This is a genomic window from Bradyrhizobium sp. SEMIA (assembly GCF_014844175.1).
Lineage (GTDB): Bacteria > Pseudomonadota > Alphaproteobacteria > Rhizobiales > Xanthobacteraceae > Bradyrhizobium > Bradyrhizobium arachidis.
In genome coordinates this window covers 6,668,593-6,692,027 of the sequence record NZ_CP046601.1, presented here as the reverse complement: position 1 = coordinate 6,692,027, position 23,435 = coordinate 6,668,593, and the positions used below count along the sequence as shown (strand labels likewise).

At 65.4% G+C, this 23,435-nt stretch carries 21 protein-coding genes and 2 pseudogenes; 11 read left to right on the top strand and 12 right to left on the bottom strand.

The window, feature by feature from the left end:
• The first annotated feature begins 123 nt into the window (after positions 1-123).
• The 3 genes and pseudogenes from FOM02_RS32245 to FOM02_RS32235 form a co-directional block, all read left to right on the top strand.
• Entirely contained in the window at positions 124-1,122 is a 999-nt protein-coding gene (locus tag FOM02_RS32245) for an AAA family ATPase (RefSeq protein WP_027564341.1), read from the top strand.
• Complete coding sequence (locus FOM02_RS32240; protein ID WP_027564340.1) at positions 1,122-2,066, top strand: DUF58 domain-containing protein; 945 nt, start codon at positions 1,122-1,124, stop codon at positions 2,064-2,066. Before FOM02_RS32245 ends, FOM02_RS32240 begins: the two co-directional genes overlap by 1 nt.
• A pseudogene (locus FOM02_RS32235) lies at positions 2,063-2,497 on the top strand (BatA domain-containing protein); the annotation flags it as partial. The gene FOM02_RS32240 and the pseudogene FOM02_RS32235, both read left to right, overlap by 4 nt.
• Positions 2,498-2,941: 444 nt before the next feature.
• Here FOM02_RS32235 and FOM02_RS32230 read toward each other — a convergent pair.
• From FOM02_RS32230 to FOM02_RS32185, 10 genes are all read right to left on the bottom strand, one after another.
• Positions 2,942-3,172 (bottom strand): hypothetical protein, encoded by a 231-nt coding sequence (locus tag FOM02_RS32230; RefSeq protein ID WP_027561799.1) that lies wholly within the window; start codon positions 3,170-3,172, stop codon positions 2,942-2,944.
• Between the two features lie 83 nt (positions 3,173-3,255).
• The gene (locus FOM02_RS32225) at positions 3,256-3,642 is read right to left on the bottom strand and encodes a VOC family protein (RefSeq protein ID WP_027561800.1); all 387 of its coding nucleotides are present in this window, start codon (positions 3,640-3,642) and stop codon (positions 3,256-3,258) included.
• Between the two features lie 25 nt (positions 3,643-3,667).
• Positions 3,668-4,492: an FkbM family methyltransferase gene (locus FOM02_RS32220; protein ID WP_027561801.1), complete on the bottom strand. Its 825-nt coding sequence runs from the start codon at positions 4,490-4,492 to the stop codon at positions 3,668-3,670.
• A 228-nt stretch (positions 4,493-4,720) separates the two neighbouring features.
• Positions 4,721-6,676, bottom strand: a complete 1,956-nt coding sequence (locus FOM02_RS32215; protein ID WP_027561802.1) for an ABC transporter ATP-binding protein/permease — start codon at positions 6,674-6,676, stop codon at positions 4,721-4,723.
• A 53-nt stretch (positions 6,677-6,729) separates the two neighbouring features.
• Positions 6,730-8,868, bottom strand: coding sequence for a hybrid sensor histidine kinase/response regulator (locus tag FOM02_RS32210; protein ID WP_027561803.1), 2,139 nt, complete (start codon positions 8,866-8,868; stop codon positions 6,730-6,732).
• Between the two features lie 190 nt (positions 8,869-9,058).
• Positions 9,059-9,841, bottom strand: a complete 783-nt coding sequence (locus FOM02_RS32205; RefSeq protein WP_027561804.1) for a succinate dehydrogenase iron-sulfur subunit — start codon at positions 9,839-9,841, stop codon at positions 9,059-9,061.
• Positions 9,842-9,943: 102 nt separating this feature from the next.
• Positions 9,944-11,779 carry a succinate dehydrogenase flavoprotein subunit gene (gene sdhA / locus FOM02_RS32200; RefSeq protein ID WP_027561805.1) on the bottom strand — a complete coding sequence of 612 codons (1,836 nt, stop codon included), beginning with the start codon at positions 11,777-11,779 and terminating at the stop codon, positions 9,944-9,946.
• Between the two features lie 3 nt (positions 11,780-11,782).
• Positions 11,783-12,187, bottom strand: coding sequence for a succinate dehydrogenase, hydrophobic membrane anchor protein (sdhD, locus tag FOM02_RS32195; RefSeq protein ID WP_027561806.1), 405 nt, complete (start codon positions 12,185-12,187; stop codon positions 11,783-11,785).
• A complete protein-coding gene (sdhC, locus tag FOM02_RS32190) occupies positions 12,184-12,582 on the bottom strand; it encodes a succinate dehydrogenase, cytochrome b556 subunit (RefSeq protein WP_027561807.1) in 399 nt (132 codons plus the stop codon). Before sdhC ends, sdhD begins: the two co-directional genes overlap by 4 nt.
• Before the next feature lie 403 nt (positions 12,583-12,985).
• Positions 12,986-13,891, bottom strand: a complete 906-nt coding sequence (locus FOM02_RS32185) for a LysR family transcriptional regulator (RefSeq protein ID WP_027561808.1) — start codon at positions 13,889-13,891, stop codon at positions 12,986-12,988.
• A 106-nt stretch (positions 13,892-13,997) separates the two neighbouring features.
• Here FOM02_RS32185 and FOM02_RS32180 point away from each other — a divergent pair, with 106 nt between their 5' ends.
• Positions 13,998-14,264, top strand: a complete 267-nt coding sequence (locus tag FOM02_RS32180) for a hypothetical protein (RefSeq protein ID WP_027561809.1) — start codon at positions 13,998-14,000, stop codon at positions 14,262-14,264.
• Positions 14,261-15,118: a sulfite exporter TauE/SafE family protein gene (locus FOM02_RS32175; protein ID WP_027561810.1), complete on the top strand. Its 858-nt coding sequence runs from the start codon at positions 14,261-14,263 to the stop codon at positions 15,116-15,118. The genes FOM02_RS32180 and FOM02_RS32175 overlap by 4 nt, the downstream gene beginning before the upstream one ends.
• Before the next feature lie 174 nt (positions 15,119-15,292).
• Here FOM02_RS32175 and FOM02_RS32170 read toward each other — a convergent pair whose 3' ends face one another.
• Positions 15,293-16,822, bottom strand: a complete 1,530-nt coding sequence (locus FOM02_RS32170) for a malonate--CoA ligase (protein WP_027561811.1) — start codon at positions 16,820-16,822, stop codon at positions 15,293-15,295.
• 95 nt (positions 16,823-16,917) lie between these two features.
• Between FOM02_RS32170 and FOM02_RS32165 the strand changes: the two genes are divergently transcribed.
• From FOM02_RS32165 to FOM02_RS32150, 4 genes are all read left to right on the top strand, one after another.
• The gene (locus FOM02_RS32165) at positions 16,918-17,679 is read left to right on the top strand and encodes an SDR family oxidoreductase (protein ID WP_027561812.1); all 762 of its coding nucleotides are present in this window, start codon (positions 16,918-16,920) and stop codon (positions 17,677-17,679) included.
• 332 nt (positions 17,680-18,011) lie between these two features.
• Positions 18,012-18,566 (top strand): fasciclin domain-containing protein, encoded by a 555-nt coding sequence (locus FOM02_RS32160; protein ID WP_027561813.1) that lies wholly within the window; start codon positions 18,012-18,014, stop codon positions 18,564-18,566.
• Between the two features lie 184 nt (positions 18,567-18,750).
• Positions 18,751-19,380 (top strand): cytochrome b/b6 domain-containing protein, encoded by a 630-nt coding sequence (locus FOM02_RS32155; protein WP_027561814.1) that lies wholly within the window; start codon positions 18,751-18,753, stop codon positions 19,378-19,380.
• A gap of 14 nt (positions 19,381-19,394) precedes the next feature.
• Entirely contained in the window at positions 19,395-20,177 is a 783-nt protein-coding gene (locus FOM02_RS32150; protein ID WP_027561815.1) for a molybdopterin-binding protein, read from the top strand.
• 66 nt (positions 20,178-20,243) lie between these two features.
• Here FOM02_RS32150 and FOM02_RS32145 read toward each other — a convergent pair.
• Positions 20,244-21,269: pseudogene (locus FOM02_RS32145) on the bottom strand (YbfB/YjiJ family MFS transporter).
• A 239-nt stretch (positions 21,270-21,508) separates the two neighbouring features.
• Between FOM02_RS32145 and leuB the strand changes: the two are divergent.
• Both leuB and FOM02_RS32135 read left to right on the top strand, forming a co-directional pair.
• On the top strand, positions 21,509-22,621 hold the full coding sequence (gene leuB / locus FOM02_RS32140) for a 3-isopropylmalate dehydrogenase (protein WP_265440564.1): 1,113 nt from the start codon (positions 21,509-21,511) through the stop codon (positions 22,619-22,621).
• A 130-nt stretch (positions 22,622-22,751) separates the two neighbouring features.
• Positions 22,752-23,387 (top strand): DapH/DapD/GlmU-related protein, encoded by a 636-nt coding sequence (locus FOM02_RS32135; RefSeq protein ID WP_027561818.1) that lies wholly within the window; start codon positions 22,752-22,754, stop codon positions 23,385-23,387.
• The last annotated feature ends 48 nt before the right edge of the window (positions 23,388-23,435 follow it).

The following is a 23,435-nucleotide window of genomic DNA, read 5'->3' as shown; positions in this document are numbered from 1 at the left end:
GGGGATAGGTTAATTCAACGAATACATGGCCTTCCTGCAAGTCTAGCATAGGGCCCATGATCTAGCCGACGTGCTGATGTGACGACGCAAGCGAGCCGAAGGACCGGCTGAAGGAGCGAGCGAATGGCGGAGAGTGTCGAGAAACTCGAGGACGGGATCGTCCGTTCGGCCGAGCAGGTGTCGAGCCAGATTCGCGCGGCGAAGGAGGCGATCGGCTCCGTCATCTTCGGCCAGGATCGCGTCGTCGAGAACACGCTGGTGACGATCCTCTCCGGTGGCCATGCGCTGTTGATCGGCGTGCCCGGTCTTGCCAAGACCAAGCTGGTCGAGACGCTCGGCGTCACGCTCGGTCTCGATGCCAAGCGCATCCAGTTCACGCCCGATTTGATGCCGTCGGACATTCTCGGCGCCGAGGTGCTGGACGAGAGCACTGCCGGCAGGCGCGCCTTCCGCTTCATTGCGGGCCCGGTGTTCGCGCAGCTGCTGATGGCCGACGAGATCAACCGCGCCTCACCGCGCACGCAGTCGGCGCTGCTCCAGGCGATGCAGGAGCAGCACATCACGGTGGCCGGCGCGCGTCACGATCTGCCCAAGCCCTTCCATGTGCTCGCGACGCAAAACCCGCTGGAGCAGGAAGGCACCTATCCGCTGCCGGAAGCACAGCTCGACCGCTTCCTGATGGAGATCGACGTCGACTATCCCGATCGCGACGCCGAGCGCCGCATCCTGTTCGAAACCACCGGCGCCGAGGAGACGCTCGCCAAGGGCTCGATGAGCGCGGATGCGCTGATCACCGCGCAGCGGCTGGTGCGCCGCCTGCCGGTCGGCGATTCCGTGGTGGAGGCGATCCTGTCGCTGGTGCGCTCGGCCCGTCCCGGCGCCGAGAGCGGCGAAGCCGGCAAGTTCATCGCCTGGGGCCCCGGCCCGCGCGCCAGCCAATCCCTGATGCTCGCCGTGCGCGCCCGTGCGCTGATCGACGGCCGCCTTGCGCCTTCGGTCGACGACGTGCTCGACCTCGCCGAGCCCGTGCTGAAGCACCGCATGGCCTTGACGTTCCAGGCGCGCGCCGAAGGCCGCACGATTCCGGACGTGATCAAGCAACTCAAGACACGGATCGGTTGATGGCCGCAGAGACCGGGCACACAGCAAAGGAGATCATCGCGATCCGACGTGCCGATGGCGAAAGCCGCACGCTCGCCGCTTCGCTGCCGCGCCTGGTGCTAGAAGCCCGCCGCATCGCCGCCAACGTCATCCACGGCCTGCATGGCCGCCGCCGTGCCGGCTCCGGCGAGAATTTCTGGCAATACCGCCGCTTCGTCTCCGGCGAGCCGGCGCAGAACGTCGACTGGCGCCGCTCGGCGCGCGACGACCATCTCTATGTCCGCGAGCTCGAATGGGAGGCCTCGCACACGGTCTGGATCTGGCCCGACCGTTCGCCGTCGATGGCGTTCGCCTCGAAGACGGCGCGCGAGTCCAAGCTCGAGCGCACGCTGATCGTCGCCTTCGCGCTGGCCGAGCTGCTGGTCTCCGGCGGCGAGCGCGTCGGCATTCCCGGCCTGATGGCACCGACCGCGAGCCGCAGCGTCATCGACAAGATGGCGCAGGCGATGCTGCATGACGATGCCGACCGGCTCAGCCTGCCGCCCTCCTTCGTGCCCGCGGCGCTGGCCGAGATCATCGTGCTGTCGGATTTCTGGTCGCCGATCGCGGAGATCAAGACCACGCTCGCGGGCCTCTCCGGCTCCGGCGCACACGGCACCATGGTGCAGGTCGTCGATCCCGCCGAGGAGTCGTTCCCCTATTCCGGCCGCATCGAGTTCGTCGAGCCCGAAGGCTTCGGCGTGATCACCGCCGGCCGCGCCGAGAGCTGGGCGCAGGATTACACCGCGCGCCTCGCCCTGCACCGCGACCAGATCCGCGCCGAGACGAGCAAGCTCGACTGGCTGTTCACGACCCATGCGACCGATCGCTCGGCGGCCGAGCTGTTGCTGTATCTGCACGCCGGCATGCAGGTGAGCAAGTCGGGCGTCCGAACCACCACCATCAAGGCGGGGCCGGCCGCATGATGGGACTGCCGCTCGCCTTCACCGAACCGCTGCTCCTGATCGGCCTCGTCAGCCTGCCGGTGCTGTGGTGGCTCCTGCGCGTGATGCCGCCGCGGCCGCGCCGCATCGAGTTTCCGCCGACACGCCTGTTGTTCGACATCGCACCGCGCGAAGAGACGCCGTCGCGGACGCCGTGGTGGCTGACCGCGCTGCGGCTCCTGGCTGCGGCGCTGGTCATTTTCGCCGCCGCCGGCCCGATCTGGAATCCGCAGACCGGGCTTGCCGGCAGCAAGGCGCCGCTGATGATCATGTTCGACGACGGCTGGAGCGCGGCCTCGAACTGGGACATCCGGATCAGGGCCGCCGACGAGCTGATCGCCAATGCCGACAACGACCGCCGCGCCATCGCGCTGGTGCCGCTCTCCGAGCCGAACCGCGACATCACCCTGATGCATCCGGTCGAGCACGGACTTCGGCTTCTGCGCCGAGGCGGCGTTGTCGAGATAGCGGGCGCTGCAGGCGGCGCAGCCCCTGGCGGTGCCTTCGGCGGCTGCTTCGGTTTTCCGTCAGGGCCCGTTTCTTGAGTCTGGGCCTGCGCGACCACGAGCGGCGAAGCGCTTTGCGCATGCGATGCGGAGCTTGCCAATTGCATCGCGGTCAGAGCCGTGGTCGCAAGCAGCACGAAACGAAGGTTGGTCATATGGTGAACTTCCCCGGAAGGTTCTTTGACGAAGTGTTGGGATGAACAGCTACGCGTTAGGCCGGATTGTGGCGAGCGAAGCAGTCGCGGGCCGATTTATTTCTGCATGTAAATCACGTCACTATAGCGACGTTCATTGCGCATTCAGACGCTGGTTGCAATCGCCTCACATGTGATGGTTCGTCTCATGTGATGGTCACGGCGAAGTTGCGTCCGTCGCAGGATTCGGTGTGAGCGGTCCGTTCGGTCCGCGTGGTGGAATCTCTTCAGGGACGCGGCCCGGCAGTTCGTCGGGCCGCGGTGATTCGCCGGGCTCGCGCACCGGCGGCGTGATTTCGGGCTGCGGATTGCCCGGCGGAATTCCTGGCGGCGGCTCACTCGGAGTGCCCGGTGTCGACGGCGGAATCTCGGGCGGCTCGATCGGCATCAGCATCATCGACATCAGTTGTCAGGAGAACGACAACGATGATGGCGCGCCGATGTTCCTTGTCGCGGCGTCTCGGAACCCGCCTATTCCGGCGCGTGACAGACCGCTTCGATGTTGTGGCCGTCAGGATCGAGCACGAACGCGCCATAGTAATTCGCATGGTAATGCGGACGGATGCCGGGCGGACCGTTGTCGCGGCCGCCGGCGGCCATCGCGGCCTTGTAGAAGGCGTCGACCGTCGCACGGTCTTTCGCCGCGATGGCGACATGCACCGGCTTGTTCATCGCGCCTTCGGCACCGAACCAGAAGTCCGGCTTGCCGTTCGCGCCGAAGCCGGCTGCTGCGGCGTGTCCGGTCTGCTCTGCCGTGACCTCCATGATCAGGCTGTAGCCCAGCGGCGCCAGCGCCCTGGCGTAGAACGCCTTCGCGCGCTCATAGTCGGAGACGGAGAAACCCAGATGGTCGATCATCGTAACCTCCGTTTGTTGGTCCTCGTCAACGCGACAGGAACGTATTGCTCCGCGTCTTGCGCGCGATCGCAAAGCCGCGCGCCACCATGTCGGCAATACAATCCTGCTGCCATTCGTTTTGTGACAGATGCTCGATCACTACCGCGCGCGGCCACAGTGATTGCGGCGCGTCGCGGAAGAAGCCGATCAGCACGCGGTCCTCAAAGCCTTCGACGTCGATCTTGAGCGAATCGACCTGCGCGACGCCGGCCTCTTCGAGAATGCGCGTGAGCCGCAGCGACGGCACCTTGATCGCCTCGGTGCTGGCGGTGCCGGTGACCACATGCGTGGCGCCGAGATTGCCGCCGCCGCTCTCGATCATCAGCTCGCCGTCGCTATCGCCGGCCGCCGCCTGCACCAGGCGCACCTGCGTTGCTCTCGATGCGGCATGGTTGAACGAGAGCCGTCCAAATGTCAGCGGATGCGGCTCGATCGCGACAACCTTGCCATTGGGCCCCACCTGTCGCGCCATCACCAAAGCGAAGGTGCCGACATTGGCGCCGACATCGACGAAGGTGCCGCCCGCTGGGGTGTGCTGGCGCAGGAAGTCGAGCTCGTCGAGATTGTAGTCGGGATTGAACAGCGCGCCACGCTCGGTGGCGCTGCCCTGGTGGTAGAGCCGGAACGAGGCGCCCTGGTACTGCACGTCGACCGGGCCGCCGCGCAGCAGGTTGACCAGCCGCGACATCCACGGCCGGAACGCCCCGCGCTTCAGCCCCGACTGCTGCGTCAGGCGAATGATCGCGGCCTGCGCCGCATTCGGCGCAAACGCGCCGAACGGCGCGGTTGATGGGGCGTTGTCGGGCGTCAAGCAGGCGGTCCTCGTTGCAGGCGGCGCATGCATAGCTGGTTTTGGTTGGGGCCACAATTTCAGTGTCGTCCCGGGGGGCGAAGCGAACCCGGGACCCATCCCCACAGGGAGGAGTTGTGGTGCAAGGTGCCCACTCCGAGTCTTCGTCAAACCTCTCCCTGTGGCTATGGATCCCGGATCGGCGCTCCGCTTCGCTGCGCTTGTCCGGGACGACAGAGACAGCGAGCCTCACGCCGCTTTCTTCGGTGCCTTCCGCTGCCTCAGGAATCGCCCGAGCAGCTTGCGCTTGCCTTTGCGCGGGATCAGGTCGACGTCGCTGACGAGCTTGGCGCCGCCTTTGCGACGCTCCAGCACGATCTTGCGGCTGTGGAAGGCTTCCAGCTCGACGCGATGCGCGACGCTGACGATGGTCGCCTTCGGCAACTCGTCGGTGACCATCTTCATCATCTTGTCCTGGCTCTTCTCGTCGAGCGCGGAGGTCGCTTCATCGAGCACGACGATGTCGGGGTTGTGCAGCAAGAGCCGCGCGAAGGCGAGGCGCTGCTTCTCGCCGCCCGACAGCGTCTGGTCCCACGGCCCCTCTTCCTCGATCTTCTCCTTGAGATGATCGAGGCCGACCTTGTGCAGGGCCTCGCCGATCTCCGCCTCGCTCCAGTTCTCGGCCGCGCCGGGATAGGCGACGGCACGGCGCAAGCTGCCCGACGGCACGTAAGGCCGCTGCGGCAGCATGAACAGCCGCCGGTCGGCATGGAAATTGACGCTGCCGCCGCCCCAGGGCCAGAGCCCTGCGATGGCGCGCACCAGCGTGCTCTTGCCGGTGCCGGATTCTCCGGCGACCAGGAGGCGCTCGCCGGGCTCGATCACCACCTCGGTCTCGCCGACCACGGCGGTGCCGTCATCGAGCGTGACGGAGAGATCCTTCAGCTCCAGCATGGCGTCGTTATTGGTTTCGCCGCGCTTGATGCGGCCGAAGCCGTCGCCCTGCTCGGCGCGTTCGAGACCGTCGAGCGACATCATGAGCGAAGCGATGCGGCGCGCGCAGGCATTCCAGTCGGCGAGCCGCGGATAATTGTCGACCAGCCAGCCGAACGCGCTCTGCACGATGGTGAAGGCGGAGGCCGCCTGCATCACCTGCCCGAGCGTCATGCTGCCGTCGAGGAATTTTGGCGCGCAGAGCAACAGCGGCACGACGGGAGCAACGAGGCTCGAACCCTGCGACACCAGCGTGGTGCGCATGTGTTGTCCCGCAAGCCGCGCCCATTGCCCGAGCACGCTGGTAAAATTGCGGTCGATGCCGTCGCGCTCTTCCTCTTCGCCGCCGAGCAGCGCGATGCTCTCGCCGTTCTCGCGCACGCGCGTGAGCGTGTAGCGGAAATCCGCTTCCGCCTGGTTCTTGTCCTCGGAGACCTGCACGAAGCGCCGGCCGATCACCATGATCGAGCTGGAGGCGATCGCGGCGTAGAGGATCGCGGCGATCACGAGGAAGCCGGGAATGGTGAGGGTGGCGCCGCCGAGCGTCACGGTGAGCGCGCCGCCGATGGTCCAGAGCACGACGATGAAGGTTGCGGCCGAGAGCAGCGCCGAGGTCACGCCGGCGAGGAAGTCGACCGGCGAATCGGTCGCGATGCGCAGATCCTCGGCGATGCGGTATTCCGGATTCTCGTGATCGCCGCCGACGAGATTGAGCTGGTAGTAGCGGCCGTTCTTGAGCCAGCGCGTCAGCACGCTTGCAGTCAGCCAGGCGCGCCAGCGCCGCTGGATGCTCATGCGCGCAAACACTTGCGCGACGCCGAGCACGATGCTGCCGATCGCGAGTGGGAAGAACAGCGCGGTGAGATGAAACACACTCGCCGCATCGCGCTTCTCGATGGCGTCGAAGATGGCGCGATTCCAGACATTGATGCCGTATTGGAAGCCGACGGTGAGGACGATCAGCACGACGAGGCCGAGCGAGAACGGCCAGGCCAGCCGGTCGCCGTTGCGGCCCCAGAAGCCGCGCGCGCTGATCCAGAACCGCGTCAGCAGATAATCCTTGCGGGCCTGCTCGGCCTCCTCCGGCGACAGCTCGGGATCGGGCTCGAGCAATTCCGGCGGTGGCGGGGCGACGTCATCGCCATTCTCGCCGGTGATCTCGACGATGGGCGGCTTCTCGCCCTGTTCGCGCTTTGCGGCCGGCTTCTGCATGCGCGGACAACGCAAAGGAAATCAATCGGTTCCCTTCGGTTCCACGGTACCGGTTACTCCGCGGCGCCGTCGCGCACCCGGCGCAGCCGCGCAGCCCTGTAGAGCACTTGCGACAGCTCCTCGATCGAATAGGGCTTTTGCACGAGCTCGAAGCCGAGTCTGCCCTCCTGCGCGAGTGCCTCGCTGTAGCCGGTCGTCAGCACCACCGGCACGCCGATGCCGCGGTCGCCGATGGCATGCGCGAGGTCGAGCCCGGTCATCCCCGGCATCACCACGTCCGAGAACACGACGTCGAAACGGTCCGCGTCGACGACGAGCTCGGCAAGCGCGTCGGTCGCGTTGTCGACGAGCGTGATGCTGTAGCCAAGCTCGGTGAGGCCGTCGGCGGCGAAATTGGCCAGCTCGATATTGTCCTCGACCACCAGCACCGACATGCCGCTGCCGGCCAATGCCGGCGCGGTGTTCGGCGCCTGACGCTGCGGCAGCAGGTCCGGCGGCACGCGCGGCAGATAGAGCGTGAAGGTGCTGCCCTGGCCGACCTCGCTCATCACGGTCACCTCGCCGCCGGACTGCCGGGCAAAGCCGAACACCTGCGACAGGCCAAGACCAGTGCCGTGGCCGACCTGCTTGGTGGTGAAGAACGGCTCGAAGATGCGGCCGAGCCGTGCAGCGGGAATGCCGATCCCGGTATCGCTGACCGCGACGCTGACAAAGCCGTGGCTGCCGACGAGATGCGTCAGCGTGTCCGGAACGGTCGTCGCCACCTGCACAGCGAAGGTGATCCTGCCCTTGCCCTGCATGGCATCGCGCGCATTGGTCGCCATGTTGATCAGCGCGGTCTCGAACTGGCCGGCATCGGCATTGACGAGGCATGGCTCGGCCGGCAGCCGGATCGCGATCTCGATCGCCGAGCCGAGCAGCGTGGCGAGCATGTCGTGCAGCGATCGTATCCGCTCGCCGACGTCGAACACTTCCGGCTTCAAGGTCTGCCGCCGCGCAAAGGCGAGCAGCTGCGAGGTCAGCTTGGCCGCGCGCGCGACGGCGTCCGCGATGGCGGTGACATAGCGTTGCCGTCGCTCCTCGGTCAGCTGCGGCCGGTTCAACAGGTCGACCGAGGCGCGGATCACCGTCAGCAGATTGTTGAAGTCGTGGGCGACGCCGCCGGTGAGCTGACCGAGCGCCTCCAGGCGCTGGCTGTGCTTGAGCGCCTCCTCGGCCTCGCGCCGCGCGGCGGCTTCGGCCTGGAGATGCTGGGTGCGGCGGAACGCGAACGCCAGCAGCAGGAACAGCAGCGCGGTGGCGGGCACGCCGAACACCAGATGCTGGCCGATGGTGGCGTACCAGCGCGCGCGAATCGCCGAGGTCTCGAGGCCCGCGCTGACATAGATCGGATATTCGGCGACGCGCCGGTAGCCGATGCGGCGCTCGATCCCGTCCGACGCCCAGTCGATGGTCATGAGGCCATGGTCCGGGTGAGCTGCGATCTTCTGGCCGACCGGCCCGGTTGGATCGAGCCGGAGATCGCGGTCGAGCCGCGGAAAATGCGCCAGCACCGTGCCGTCGGTGCGCCCGATCGCGAAGAAGCTGCCGGGGTCGGAGCCGATCCGGGCGTAAAAGCTCTCGAAATATTCCGGCAGGACGGACGCCTGGATCACGCCGATGAAGCGGCCGTCGTCGGAGTCGCGGCGGCGGCTGACGCCGAAGAAGCGCGCGCCCTGATAGGGCGGACGCGGCGTCAGCGGCGTGCCGATGAAGGTGCCGATGCTGTGGTCGACATGGGCGAGGAAATAATCGCGGTCGGCAAAGCCCTGCTCCGGCGGCGGTGAGACGAGGCTGTTGACCAGCGACCGCCCGTCCGCATCGAAGATCCAGGCCGATTTCAGCTGCGGCAGCGAATCGGTCAGGCGCTTCAGGCGCTGGTGCAGCGCCGGCTCGCGTGCGCGGATCGCATCGTCGGGAAGGCCGCGCACGACCTCGTTGATCTCGGCGAGGCTGCGGTCGATGGTCTCGAACACCTTGAGCGCGTGTTCATGCGCGACGTCGAGCGTGCGCTCGATCTCGCGGTCGGCGATATCGTTGGTTGAGGTGTAGGAGATCGTAGAGGCGAAGACGAACAGCGCAATCGGGAGCGCCAGGGATGCAGCCATCATCCACTGCAGCAGTCTCAGCGAGTTGCGTTGCGCGCCCTGCACGGTCGCTCCCGGTCCCTGGCCGGAGAGCTTACTTGAATTTCCCGCCGGGAAGGAAGCGGCTTATGAATGGAACCTTTGGTTGTGTTCCAATGATTCGCCCGCGACACGGGTCGTGGCAAATTCTACTCAAACTGACGCCGATCGTAGAATGCCCCGGCCGCCGCGGCCGGGGTCGTAGCATAATCGAGGCCTAGATCTGGCGCTCGACCATCTTGAGCTTGAGCTCGGCGATGGCTTCCGCCGGGTTCAGGCCCTTCGGGCAGGCCTTGGCGCAGTTCATGATGGTGTGGCAGCGGTAGAGGCGGAACGGGTCCTCGAGATTGTCGAGCCGCTCGCCGGTCGCCTCGTCGCGGGAGTCCGAGACCCAGCGGTTGGCCTGGAGCAGCGCGGCGGGGCCGAGATAACGGTCGCTGTTCCACCAATAGCTCGGGCAGGAGGTCGAGCAGCAGGCGCACAGGATGCACTCGTAGAGGCCGTCGAGCTTCTCGCGGTCCTCGTGGCTCTGGCGCCATTCCTTCTGCGGCGTCGGCGAGGTCGTCTTCAGCCAGGGCTCGACCGAGGCGTACTGCGCGTAGAAATTGGTCAGATCGGGAACGAGGTCCTTCACCACGGGCTGGTGCGGCAGCGGGTTGATCTTGACCGCGCCGTCCTTGACGTCGTGCATCGAGCGGGTGCAGGCCAGCGTGTTCTGGCCGTCGATATTCATGGCGCAGGAGCCGCAGACGCCTTCGCGGCAGGAGCGACGGAAGGTCAGCGTCGGGTCGATATGGTTCTTGATCCAGATCAGCCCGTCCAGCACCATCGGACCGCAATCATGGGTGTCGACGTAATAGGTGTCGACGCTCGGATTCTTGCCGTCGTCGGGATTCCAGCGATAGACGCGGAACTCGCGCGTCTCGGTCGCCCCCGCGGGCTTCGGCCAGGTCTTGCCGCCAGTGATCTTGGAGTTCTTCGGAAGTGCGAATTCAACCATTAGTCCTGCCTCTGGTTTCTTTCGTCATGCGCGGGCTTGACCCGTGCCTCCATCGTTGAAGGATGGATTGCCGGGTCGAGCCCGGCAATGACAAGCAGCAAATCAATACACGCGCGCCTTCGGCGGGATGTACTGCACGTCGTTGGTCATGGTGTAGTCGTGAACGGGGCGGTACTCGATCTTGACCTTGCCGGAATCGTCGAGCCAGGCCAGCGTGTGCTTCATCCAGTTCTTGTCGTCGCGCGCGGAGAAGTCCTCGCGGGCATGCGCGCCGCGGCTCTCGGTGCGGTTGGCGGCGGAGTCCATCGTCACCACCGCCTGCGAGATCAGATTGTCGAACTCGAGCGTCTCGACGAGGTCCGAATTCCACACCAGCGAGCGGTCGGACACGGCGATGTCGGTGATGCCGCTGTGGACCTTCTCGATCAGGTTCTGGCCTTCGCTCAGCACGTCGCCGGTGCGGAACACCGCGCAATTGTTCTGCATCACGTGCTGCATGCCTTCGCGCAGCTTTGCAGTCGGCGTGCCGCCGGAGGCGTAGCGGTAGTGGTCGAGGCGGCCGAGCGCGAGCTCGGCGGAGTTCGCCGGCAGCTCCGGCTGCTTGGCATTGGGCGTGAGCTTCTCGGCGAGCCGCAGCGCGGCGGCGCGGCCGAACACCACGAGGTCGATCAGCGAGTTGGAGCCGAGGCGGTTGGCGCCGTGCACGGAGACGCAGGCCGCTTCGCCGATCGCCATCAGGCCGGGGATGATGGCGTTGTCGTCGCCGTCCTTCTTGGTCAGGACTTCGCCGTGATAATTGGTGGGGATGCCGCCCATGTTGTAGTGCACGGTCGGCACGATCGGGATCGGCTCGCGCGTCACGTCGACATTGGCGAAGATCTTTGCGGATTCGGAGATGCCCGGCAGGCGCTCGGCGAGCACCGCGGGATCGAGATGGTCGAGATGAAGGAAAATGTGGTCCTTCTTCTTGCCGACGCCGCGGCCTTCGCGGATCTCGATGGTCATCGCGCGCGAGACGACGTCGCGCGAGGCGAGGTCCTTCGCGGACGGCGCGTAGCGCTCCATGAAGCGCTCGCCTTCGGAGTTGACGAGATAGCCGCCTTCGCCGCGCGCGCCCTCGGTGACGAGACAGCCCGAGCCGTAGATGCCGGTCGGGTGGAACTGCACGAACTCCATGTCCTGCATCGGCAGGCCGGCGCGCAGCACCATGCCGCCGCCGTCACCGGTGCAGGTGTGCGCCGAGGTGCAGGAGGCGTAGGCGCGGCCGTAGCCGCCGGTCGCGAGGATCACGGTCTGGGCGCGGAAGCGGTGCAGCGTGCCGTCGTCGAGCTTGAGCGCGATGACGCCGCGGCAGGTGCCCTGATCGTCCATGATCAGGTCGATGGCGAAGAACTCGATGAAGAACTCGGCCGCGTGGCGCAGCGACTGGCCATACATCGTGTGCAGCATGGCGTGGCCGGTGCGGTCGGCGGCGGCGCAGGTGCGCTGCGCCTGGCTCTTGCCGAACTCGGTGGTCATGCCGCCGAACGGGCGCTGGTAGATCTTGCCGTCCTCGGTGCGCGAAAACGGCACGCCCCAATGCTCGAGCTCGTAGACCGCGTCGGGCGCGTTGCGCACCATGTATTCGATCGCGTCCTGGTCGCCGAGCCAGTCCGACCCCTTCACGGTGTCGTACATGTGCCAGCGCCAGTCGTCCTTGTGCATGTTGCCGAGCGAGGCGGAGATGCCGCCCTGCGCCGCGACAGTGTGCGAGCGGGTCGGGAAAACCTTGGTGATGCAGGCGGTGCGCAGACCGGCTTCGCTGCAGCCGACCACGGCGCGCAGGCCCGCGCCGCCGGCGCCGACCACGACGACGTCGTAGGTGTGATCTTCGATCGGATAGGCTTTGCCGTTGGTGGCGGGAGCGCCGTTGCCCTTGCCATTCGTCTCGTTGGCCATGGGTTACACTCCGGATGACAGTTGGAGAATCGCGTAGATCGAGGCGAGCGCGACCGCGATCGAGAAGAAATTGTTGAGCATGATCGCGGTGAGCTTCAGCTTCTCGTTATGGACGTAGTCCTCGATCACGACCTGCATGCCGATCTTCATGTGCCAGGCGCTGGCGATGATGAAGAGCACCATGATGATGGCGACCGGCAGCGAGCCGAGGATCTGCTTGGCGCCGGCCTGGTTGCGGCCGAGCAGCATCATGATGATCACCAGCACCGGGATCATCAGCAGCGTCATCGCCACCGCCGTGAGGCGCTGGCGCCAGAAGTCGGATGTGCCCGAATGCGCCGCGCCGAGATTGCGGACGCGGCCGAGCGGGGTACGCATGCTGCGCTTCGGCGTATCGGTCGCGCTCATCGTCCACCTCCGATCGCATAGGCGATGATCCAGATCAGCACCGTCAGGGCGATGCCGCCGATCGCTGCGCCCCAGGTCAGGGCCTCGCGCTCATTGGCCTTGAAGCCATAGCCGAGGTCCCAGACGAAGTGCCGGATACCGCTGAGCATATGGTGCATCAGCGCCCAAGTGTAACCGAACACGATCAGCCGGCCGATGATGCTGCCGGTAAAGGCCTGGACATGGGCATAGGCAGCGGGGCCGGAGGCCGCTGCGATCAGCCACCAGGCCAGCAGCAGGGTTCCGACATAGAGGGCAATACCGGTGGCGCGGTGGACGATGGACAGGGCCATCGTCAGCGTCCAGCGGTAGACTTGCATGTGTGGTGAAAGCGGTCGTTCGATCCGTGCGGTCATGGGCTTTGATGTTTTATGGCGGCCCAACAGGGCGCGCGCGGGGATCGCGAAGGGTCGGCTCTATTTACGGAGTCGATTTCGCCTGCGCAATCACCAAATCGCCATAAATCGAACGCCGGTTCAGCCCTAGAGCCTTGATGAAACAAGGCCAATCAGCGGCTTGGTATACCAGAGCCTCGGTCCGCCAGCGAAGAAAAGAATCTTGATTCATCAATTTCGAAAGCGCCGAGGCGCGTTGAAATTGCTATTGGAACACCTCTAAACGGACCATGCCGTCCAAACCGGACTGAGATCGGCCAAAGGCGTCGCCAGCCTCATTCACCCGGGCGCCGACCGCCGTCCTCACCATCCGATTTGATCCGGTCCGGATATGCGCAGCCTGCATTCCACCCCGCCGCGGAGATCACCGGCTGAGGGGATCGCTTCCGCGCCACCGCTCGACCAGGAAATCGATGAAGGCGCGAATCTTCGTCGAGCCTAGTCGCGACGGTTGATATAGCGCGTTCAGCGGCGCCGGCGCAGGCTCGTGCTCGCGCAGCAGACGTCGCAGGCGTCCTTCCACCAGCTGTTTCTCCACCTGCCATGACGGCACGCGGACGATGCCTGCTCCGTTCTCTGCGGCGACGGCGAGCGCATCGAGACTATTGACCCAGAGCCGTCCCGAGATGCGGATCCGCGCTCCGCTGTTCGCCTCGCGGCCGAACCGCCAGGTTGCAGCGCCCGGCGCATCCGAAAACACCAGACAATCATGCTGCGCCAGGTCGGCAGGCGTATGCGGTTCGCCGCGGCGTGCGAGGTAATCGGGCGAAGCGCAGTGAATCATCTGCACCTCCGCGAGCTTTCGCATCACCAGCTGCGAATCGGGCATGCGCCCGACGCGAAGCGCCAGGTGAACGTCCTCCTCGATCAGATCGACATTGCGATCGACCAGCAGCAAGTCCACTGAGAGCGATGGATAGGCGCGCAGGAAATCGCCGAGAAGCGGTGCGATCAGCAGGCGCCCCATCAATGCCGGCGCGCTCACGCGCAGTCGTCCCGACGGCTCGCGGCGATTGCCGGCCAGCCTCTCTTCGATCTCCTTGAGCTCGCCGAGGATCGATTTGGCGCGCTCGTAGAGCATGCGTCCATCTTCCGTGAGCGCGAGTTGTCGCGTCGTCCGCACCAGCAGGCGCGTGCCGAAATGCCGCTCGAGCGCAGAAATCTGGCGGCTCACCGAAGTCAGCGAGCTCGGCACCGATCGCGCCGCCGCTGACAGACTGCCGTGGTCCACGGCCCGCACGAAGGTCGCCAACGCCGCCAGTTGGTCCATGGTCATCCTTCCGTAATTCGCAAGGGAGCATGCCGGCTGGCAGAGATAGCGCTGAAAAACGGAAGGGTCTACGTTGCACTACCTCCAAGCAAGTCCAGGACCTACCATGCCCACCCATGTCAGCCTGACGTCCATCCCCCACCCGCGCACCGCGCGCGGCCTCAATGACGTCCTGCCGGGTGAACTGCTTCCGCTGCTTGCCTTCTCGCTGGCCGGCGTCGCCATCGACGGCCTTGCCGCGTTTGAGGCCTATAGTCGGCAAGGCCCGGGTTTCGCAGGTTTGCTTCTGGTCCTCTCCGCGCCCGTCCTCGCCGCAGCCGCAGCCTTCTGCGTCGCGCATCCGCGAGAGCTGCCGACGGATCGCCGCCGATGAGCGGCCTGGAGGTTTCTGACGTCGTCGAGCTCGCGCTACTGCTGATCGCAACCGGCGCGCTCTCGGGATTTCTGGCCGGTGTGTTCGGCATCGGCGGCGGCGCGATTCTCGTGCCGGTGTTCTACGAATGCTTCCGCATCGCCGGCGTGCCGCTGGAGGTGCGCATGCCGCTCTGCATCGGCACCTCGCTCGCGGTGATCATTCCAACCTCGATCCGCTCGTTCCAGGCGCATTACAAGCGCGGCGCAGTCGACATGTCGATCCTGCGCGTCTGGTGGCTTCCGATCGTGATCGGCGTTGTCTCCGGCAGCGTGATCGCGCGCTACGCGCCGGAAAAACTGTTCAAGATCGTGTTCGTTTGCGTCGCCTGGTCCGCGGCCGCGCGTCTCATCTTCGCGCGCGAAGGCTGGAAGTTCGGCGACGATCTGCCGAAGGGGCCGCTGATGCGCGTCTACGGCTTCTGCGTCGGCATCCTCTCGACGCTGATGGGCATCGGCGGCGGCCTGTTCTCGAACCTGCTGATGACCTTCTATAGCCGTCCGATCCACCAGGCCGTCGCGACCTCCTCGGCGCTCGCGGTGCTGATCTCGATCCCCGGCGCGCTCGGCTACATCTACGCCGGCTGGCCTGCGGCGGCGACCTATCCGGCCGTCGCAGCACTGCAAATCCCCTTCGCGCTCGGCTACGTCTCGCTGATCGGCGCCGTGCTGGTGATGCCGATGAGCCTCGTCACCGCGCCGCTCGGCGTGAGAGCCGCGCATGCGATGTCGAAGCGGACGCTGGAGGCCGCGTTCGGGTGTTACCTGTTTGTCGTCGGAAGCAGGTTTGTGATGAGCCTGGTGGGCGGGCAGTAGCCGCCACGCACTCCGTCATTGCGAGCGCAGCAATCCAGACGGCCAATTCCTCATTCTGAGGAACGCCGAACGCGCGTCTCGAAGGATGAAGGCCCGGGCGGTGGCCTCGCCCTTCGAGACGCGCGCAAGATGCGCGCTCCTCAGGGTGAGGGTCTAGAAGGGTGTCAAGGCCCCTCACTTCTTCGCGTAGATATCCTTGTACGTATCCCGCAGCACGTTCTTCTGCACCTTGCCCATCGTATTGCGCGGCAGCTCGTCGACGACGAAGACGCGCTTGGGCATCTTGAACTTTGCAAGGCGCCCGTCGAGTGCCTTCAGCACGGCGGCTTCGGTGACATCGGCGCCCTTGTTGCAGACCAGCACGGCGGTGACCCCTTCGCCGAAATCCGCATGCGGCACGCCGATCACGGCGGACTCGATCACGCCCGGCATGGCGTCGATCTCGCTCTCGATCTCCTTGGGGTAGACGTTGAAGCCGCCGGAGATGACGAGATCCTTGCCGCGGCCGAGGATGTGGATGTAGCCCTTGCCGTCGATCTTGCCGAGGTCGCCGGTGATGAAGAAGCCGTCGGGCCGGAACTCCGACTTGGTCTTCTCCGGCATGCGCCAATATCCCTTGAACACGTTCGGGCCCTTGACCTCGATCATGCCGATCTCCTCGCGCGGCAGCTCCTTGCCGGTCTCGGGCTCGGTCACGCGCACGGAGACGCCGGGCAGCGGAAAACCGACCGCGCCGGGCACGCGCTCGCCGTCATACGGGTTCGACGTGTTCATGTTGGTCTCGGTCATGCCGTAGCGCTCGAGCACGGCATGACCGGTGCGCGCCGACCATTCGCGATGGGTCTCGGCCAGCAGCGGCGCCGAGCCCGAGATGAACAGGCGCATGTGCTTGGTGGTCTCGCGCGACAGCGCGGGGTTCTGAAGCAGCCGCGTATAGAAGGTCGGCACGCCCATCAGCACCGTGGCCCGCGCCATCAGCTTGATGATGAGGTCCGGATCGAGCTTCGGCAGGAAGATCATCGACGCCCGGGCGAACAGCGTCACGTTGGTCGCCACGAACAGGCCGTGCGTATGATAGATCGGCAGCGCGTGGATCAGCACGTCCCTGTCGGTGAAGCGCCAGTAGCCGACGAGCGAGAGCGAGTTCGACGCGAGATTGTCGTGCGTCAGCATCGCGCCCTTGGAGCGGCCGGTAGTGCCCGAGGTGTAGAGGATCGCGGCGAGATCGTCGCCGGCCCGCGTCACCGTCGCAAATTCGCTGCTGGCCTTGTCGGCGGCGTCCGTCAGCGAGCCCTTGCCGTCGGGCCCCAGCGTCTCGACCCTGGCCTTCACCTTGGCGGCGATCGGGGCAAGGCCCTCGGCCTTGGAGGGATCGCAGACCACCAGCGACGGCTCGGCATCGCCGATGAAGTAATCGAGCTCGTTCAGCGTATAGGCGGTGTTGAGCGGCAGATAGACCGCACCGGCCCGGACAGTGCCGAGATACAGCACGATATTGGCGACGGACTTTTCCACCTGCACCGCGACGCGGTCGCCGGGCTTTACGCCGCGCGCGGCCAGCACGTTCGCCATCTGCCCGGCCCGCGCGATCAGATCGCCATAGCTGATATGGCCACCGTCCTGCGTCTCGATCGCGAGGCGTTTGGGGTCGTCGAGGCCGTCGAACAGGCGGGAAAACAGATTGGCGTTGGCTGCTTGGTTCATGCAAGATTTCCTCGACCGCAAGACTGACAAGGCCGGTCAAAACCGAGGGCTGGATTAGCAAAAACCGCCCCAATGAAGCAACGGAGACAGTTTGCATGACCAAAAACGGGAAACGCGTGGCCTGGGTCACGGGCGGCGGCAGTGGGATCGGGGAGGCCGGCGCCGAGGCGTTGGCTGCCGACGGCTGGATCGTCGTGGTTTCGGGCCGCCGCAGGGATGCCCTGGATACCGTGGTTGCCAAGATCACCAAGGCCGGCGGCGCGGCCGAGGCCATCGCGCTGGACGTGGCCAACGCGGAGCAGGCCCAGAAGGCGGCCGATCAGATCGTGGCAAAGCACGGCCGGATCGACCTGCTCGTCAACAATGCCGGCATCAATGTTCCCAAGCGCAGCTGGAAGGACATGGAACTGGAGGGCTGGGACAAGCTGGTCCAGGTCAATCTCAACGGCGTGCTCTATTGCATGCGGGCTGTGCTGCCGACGATGCGCAAGCAGCAGGACGGCTCGATCATCAACGTCTCGTCCTGGGCCGGCCGTCATGTCTCGAAGATGCCGGGCCCGGCCTACACCACGACGAAACATGCGGTGCTGGCACTGACCCACTCCTTCAACATGGACGAGTGCGTCAACGGCCTGCGCGCCTGCTGCCTGATGCCGGGCGAAGTGGCGACACCGATCCTGAAGCTGCGCCCGGTGGTGCCGAGCGAGGAGGAGCAGGCCAAGATGCTGCAGTCCGAGGATCTCGGCCGCACCATCGCGTTCATCGCCTCGATGCCGCCGCGCGTCTGCATCAACGAGCTGCTGATCAGCCCGACGCACAATCGCGGATTCATCCAGACGCCGCAGAGCAGGGATTGAGGCGGGCGTACTGCCGCAACGGGCACACTGCCGTAGGGTGGGCAAAGGCGCGAAGCGCCGTGCCCACCATCTCCCTCCATTTGCGTTTGGTGGGCACGCTGCGCTTTGCCCACCCTACGGCACCGTCCGGTTGGCGCGGCGCTCGCACACGAACACGCGCCCACATAGTTTCACGTATCACAAAGAATTTTTTCCCGAAACCGCTGCGCAAACCCTCCCGTAGTTCGGCCAACGACGGTGCTGCTGCTTCACGCAAAAAAGGTCGCAGCCACCGTTGTTGCCCCAACTCAACGCCGGCCATCGCCGGTCACCATTCAATCGGGAGACTTTCCATGTCGAAGCGTATTGCCTATCTCGCTGCCGCCGCCTTCAGCGCTCTCGCGATCACCGCGACCGTCGTTGCGCCTGTTCGTGCCGAGGAAAAGACCGTCATGGTCGGCGGTGCCGCGATGTTCCCGTCCAAGAACATCGTCCAGAACGCGGTCAATTCGAAGGACCACACCACGCTGGTCGCGGCCGTGAAGGCGGCCGGTCTGGTGCAGACGCTGGAAAGCAAGGGCCCGTTCACGGTGTTCGCGCCGACCAACGCCGCCTTCGGCAAGCTGCCGGCTGGCACCGTCGACAGTCTGGTCAAGCCCGAGAACAAGGCGACGCTGACCAAGATCCTCACCTACCACGTCGTGCCCGGCAAGCTCGAAGCCTCCGACCTCGTCGACGGCAAGAAGCTGAAGACCGCCGAAGGCGAGGAGCTGACGGTGAAGAAGATGGACGGCAAGACCTGGATCGTCGATGCCAAGGGCGGCACCTCGATGGTGACGATCTCCAACGTCAACCAGTCCAACGGCGTCATCCATGTGGTCGACACCGTGCTGATGCCGGCGACGTAACCCCGCGCAGCCCGGTTTCATCCCCCAAACCGGATGCGACGAAAACGGCGAGCCGGGGGCACCCGGCTCGCTTTATTGTGACCGGCATAGCCTGACGGTATCGATTCGATGCCGGACAGGGCGTAACGAAAGCCGACGCAGCGGCGTATATTCAGTGTCAGACGACGTTCAGGACGGAACCATCATGTCGAGCCTCACAGTCTCAGGCGAGCAGGTCAGCGCCACCCCGGCCAAGGTGATCCAGCCGGCCTGGGTTCGCGTCATGCACTGGATCAATGCGCTGGCCATGATCCTGATGATCCTGTCGGGCTGGCAGATCTACAACGCCTCGCCGCTGTTCGGCTTCAGCTTCCCGCGCGAATACACGCTCGGTGGTTGGCTCGGCGGCGGCCTGCTCTGGCATTTTGCCGCGATGTGGCTCTTGATGATCAACGGCCTTGCCTATCTCATCACCGGCTTGGCCACCGGGCGTTTCCGCAAGAAGCTGCTGCCGATCACGCCGTCGGGTGTGCTCCACGACGTCAGGGCCGCGCTGACCTTCAAGCTCGGTCATGACGACCTCACCGTCTACAATTACGTCCAGCGCCTCCTCTATGCCGGCATCATCGTGGTCGGCGTGCTGATCGTGCTGTCCGGCCTCGGCATGTGGAAGCCGGTGCAGCTCTATTACCTGGTGATGCTGTTCGGCGATTATCCGACCGCGCGCTATGTCCACTTCATCTGCATGGCCGCGATCTGCGCCTTCCTCGTCATTCACGTCCTGCTCGCGCTGCTGGTGCCGAAGAGCCTGCGCGCGATGATCATTGGCCGCTGATTAGGAGAATTATCATGGCCAAGCGTTCATTCCTGATCCCCGGCGTCGACAAGCGGCTGCTGATCAAGGACTCCATCAAGGCGATGCCGGATTTTACCCGTCGCCGCTTCATCGCTGGCGGCGCCAGCCTGGGGGCGCTGACGCTGCTCACCGGCTGTGACGTGGTGGACTCGTCTTCGGCCGAGACCATGCTGGCGAAGGTTTCGAAGTTCAACGACGCCGTGCAGTCCTTCATCTTCAATCCCGACGCGCTGGCGCCGACTTTCCCCGAGAGCGCGATCACGAAGCCGTTCCCGTTCAACGCCTATTACGATCTCGATGACGCGCCCGATATCGATGGCAAAGACTGGAAGCTCGAGGTGCGCGGCCTCGTCGACAACAAGAAGTCCTGGACGCTGGATGAGCTCTACAAGCTGCCGCAGGTCAACCAGATCACCCGCCACATCTGCGTCGAGGGCTGGAGCGCGATCGGCAGCTGGACCGGCACGCCCTTGCGCGACTTCCTCAAGCTGATCGGCGCAGACACGCGCGCGAAATATGTCTGGTTCCAGTGCGCCGACAAGGACGGCTACAACTCGCCGCTGGACATGCGCAGCGCGCTGCATCCGCAGACCCAGATGACGTTCAAATACGCGAACGAGATTTTGCCGCGCGCCTATGGTTTTCCGATGAAGATCCGCGTGCCGACGAAGCTCGGCTTCAAGAATCCGAAATACGTGGTCTCGATGGAAGTCACCAACGACTACAAGGGCGGCTATTGGGAAGACCAGGGGTATAATTCGTTTAGTGGGAGCTGAGGCAGCGAGTAGCGAATGGGGAGTGGCGAGTCGTAAACGCGCTCGCGGCTCACAATTCGCCACTCGCTACTCGCCATTCGCCGCTTTCGGCCCCACCTTGCGCTGGCACAGCGCCGCCACCGCTCCCAAGGCCAGCAGCGCCGCCGACACATTGAGCGCGTAGCTCAAGCTTCCCAGTGCATCCGTGATGGCGCCGACCACGATCGGGCCCAGCGTCTGGCCGACGCCGAACGAGATCGTCATCGCCGCGATCGCGGTCGGCCACGTCTGCGGCGGATAGTTGAAGCGGACGAAGGCGGTGGTCGAGCCGACCACGGCGAAGAAGGCGACGCCGAACACCACCGCCGAAATCGCAAGCCATGTCGGGGAATGCCCGAGCATCGGCAAGCCGGCGCCGATCGCGTTGGTGCCGAGGATGATCGCGGTGGCAAGCCCGCCGCGATCGAGCGCGAGCACGCCGCGCCAGGCCCATGGCGTGACGAAGGCGCTAAGACCGATCAGGCCCCAGAACGCGGCTTGTGCCGCGCCCCGCCGCCGCCGTCGCGCACATAGGCGATCATGAAGGTCATGTAGGCGATGTAGCCGGCGCCGAACAGGAAATATGCAGCGAGATAGATCAGCACGGGCAGAATCGCGAAGGCGGCGTGGCTGCCTGCGGAGAAGCGCGCGCCGGTTTCGATGCGGGTCAGGAACAGCGGCACGGTCATCGCCGCCGAGAGCAGCGTCAGCGCCCACCATACGATCCACCACGAGCCCGGCCCGAAATATTGCAGCGTGAACGGGGCGATCAGCCCCGAGGAGAGGATGCCGATGCCGGGCCCGGCATAGAACAGGCTGAGCAGGAAATTGGCCCGCTCCGGGTGCGACTGCGCGATGGTCGCGGGCCAGCGCGCCCACGAGGTAGCCGACGGCGTTGATGGTGTTCATGAAACCGGCCGCCGAGTAGGACCAGCCAAGGTCCTCGCGCATGTCGGGCAGCACCAGCGCATAGGCAAAGCGGCCGATGCCGAGCCCGACCGTCGCCGCCAGCGACAGGGTCAGGATCAGTCGCGCGGGGTGCGTGTCGGGTCGGGGGCGGTCAGGCGCGTGCAAGGGGTTCTCCGGCCCGTGTAGTGTGGCAGGCCCGGTGCGCCTTGCACAGCCGCGGTGCGGCAATGGTGTCTTGCCAAGCGCGCAACGCCGCTCTAGCACTCCGGCCGACCTGTCATTCCGGGGCGCGCCATTTGGCGCGAGCCCGGAATCCATAACCACGATCGGGAGGATGGATTCCGGGCCCGCGCCTAAGAGGGCGCGTCCCGGAATGACAAGAGAGGATCGAGAAGGAAACGACCATGGCGACCCACAAATTGCTGCTGCTCCCCGGCGACGGTATCGGCCCCGAGGTGATGGGCGAGGTGAAGCGGCTGATCGATTGGCTCAATTCGGCCGGGATCGCCAAGTTCGAGACCGACACCGGCCTCGTCGGCGGCTCGGCCTATGACGCCCACAAGGTGTCGATCTCCGAGGGCGACATGGCCAAGGCGCTGGCCGCCGACGCCATCATCTTCGGCGCGGTCGGCGGCCCCAAGTGGGACGCGGTTCCCTACGAGGTGCGTCCCGAAGCCGGCCTGCTCCGCCTTCGCAAGGACCTCGCTTTGTTCGCCAACCTGCGCCCGGCGGTGTGCTATCCGGCGCTGGCCGATGCCTCCAGCCTGAAGCGCGAGGCGGTCGAAGGGCTCGACATCGTCATCGTGCGCGAGCTCACCGGCGGCGTCTATTTCGGCGAGCCCAAGACCATCACCGATCTCGGCAACGGCCAGAAGCGCGCCATCGATACCCAGGTCTACAACACCTATGAGATCGAGCGCATCGGCCGCGTCGCCTTCGAGCTTGCCAAGAAGCGCAAGAACAAGGTGACCTCGATGGAGAAGCGCAACGTCATGAAGTCGGGCGTGCTCTGGAACGAGGTCATGACCCAGGTCCACAAGCGCGAATATCCCGACGTCACGCTCGAGCATCAGCTCGCCGATTCCGGCGGCATGATGCTGGTAAAGGCGCCGAAGCAGTTCGACGTCATCGTGACAGACAATCTGTTCGGCGACATGCTGTCCGACATCGCGGCGATGCTGACCGGCTCGCTCGGCATGCTGCCCTCGGCCTCGCTCGGCGAGGTCGACGTCAAGAGCAAGAAGCGCAAGGCGCTGTACGAGCCGGTGCACGGTTCGGCCCCCGACATCGCCGGCAAGGGCCTCGCGAATCCCATCGCGATGATCTCGTCCTTTGGCATGGCGCTGCGCTATTCCTTCGACATGGGCGAGCTCGCCGACAAGGTCGACGCCGCGATCGCCGCGGTGCTCGCCAGTGGCCTCCGCACCGCCGACATCAAGTCGGAAGGCACCACGGCCGCCTCGACCACGCAGATGGGCGAAGCGATTTTGAAGGAATTGCAGAAGCTGCACGCGTAAGGCGGGCACCGCACTCGTAGGGTGGGCAAAGCGAAGCGTGCCCACCAATCGATTGCGATTAGAGAGAGATGGTGGGCACGGCGCTTTGCGCCTTTGCCCGCCCTACGGCACCTGCTCCCGGAGTTACCTCATGGATGCACCCCGCCCCAAGATCGCGGAAACAATCATCCATGAAACCGTGCGCCAGCGCGAGGCGCAGATCGGGCGGCGCTGCGAGATCCTCGCCAATACGCGCATCGAATATGCCTCGCTCGGCGACTACTCCTATCTCGGCGAGAATTGCGAGGTTGCCGACGCCGCGATCGGAAAATTCACCGCCATCGCCAATTCGGTGCGGATCGGTGCGCCCAATCATCCGATGGGCCGGCCGTCCCAGCATCGCTTCACCTATGTCCCCGAATATTACGAGGCGGGCGCGACGCGTGACCGCGACTTCTTCGCGGACCGCCGCGGCGACCGGGTGATCGTCGGCAATGATGTCTGGATCGGTCACGCCGCCATCCTGCTGCCAGGTGTCACGGTCGGCGACGGCGCGGTGATCGCCGCAGGCGCGGTCGTCAGCCGCGATGTCGCGCCCTACACGATCGTCGGCGGCGTTCCCGCGCGCCCCATCCGCAAGCGTTTTTCCGATTCCGTCGCGGAGAGCCTGCGCCGCATCGCATGGTGGGATTGGCCGGATGAGCTGATCTTCCAGCGTCTCGGCGATTTCCGCTCCGAGGCGATCGAGGAATTTTGTAGGCGGTACGATCCGGCAGCGAACGCGTGAGGCGCACGCATCTCACCCAAGCAACAGGAATCGTAGGGTGGGCAAAGC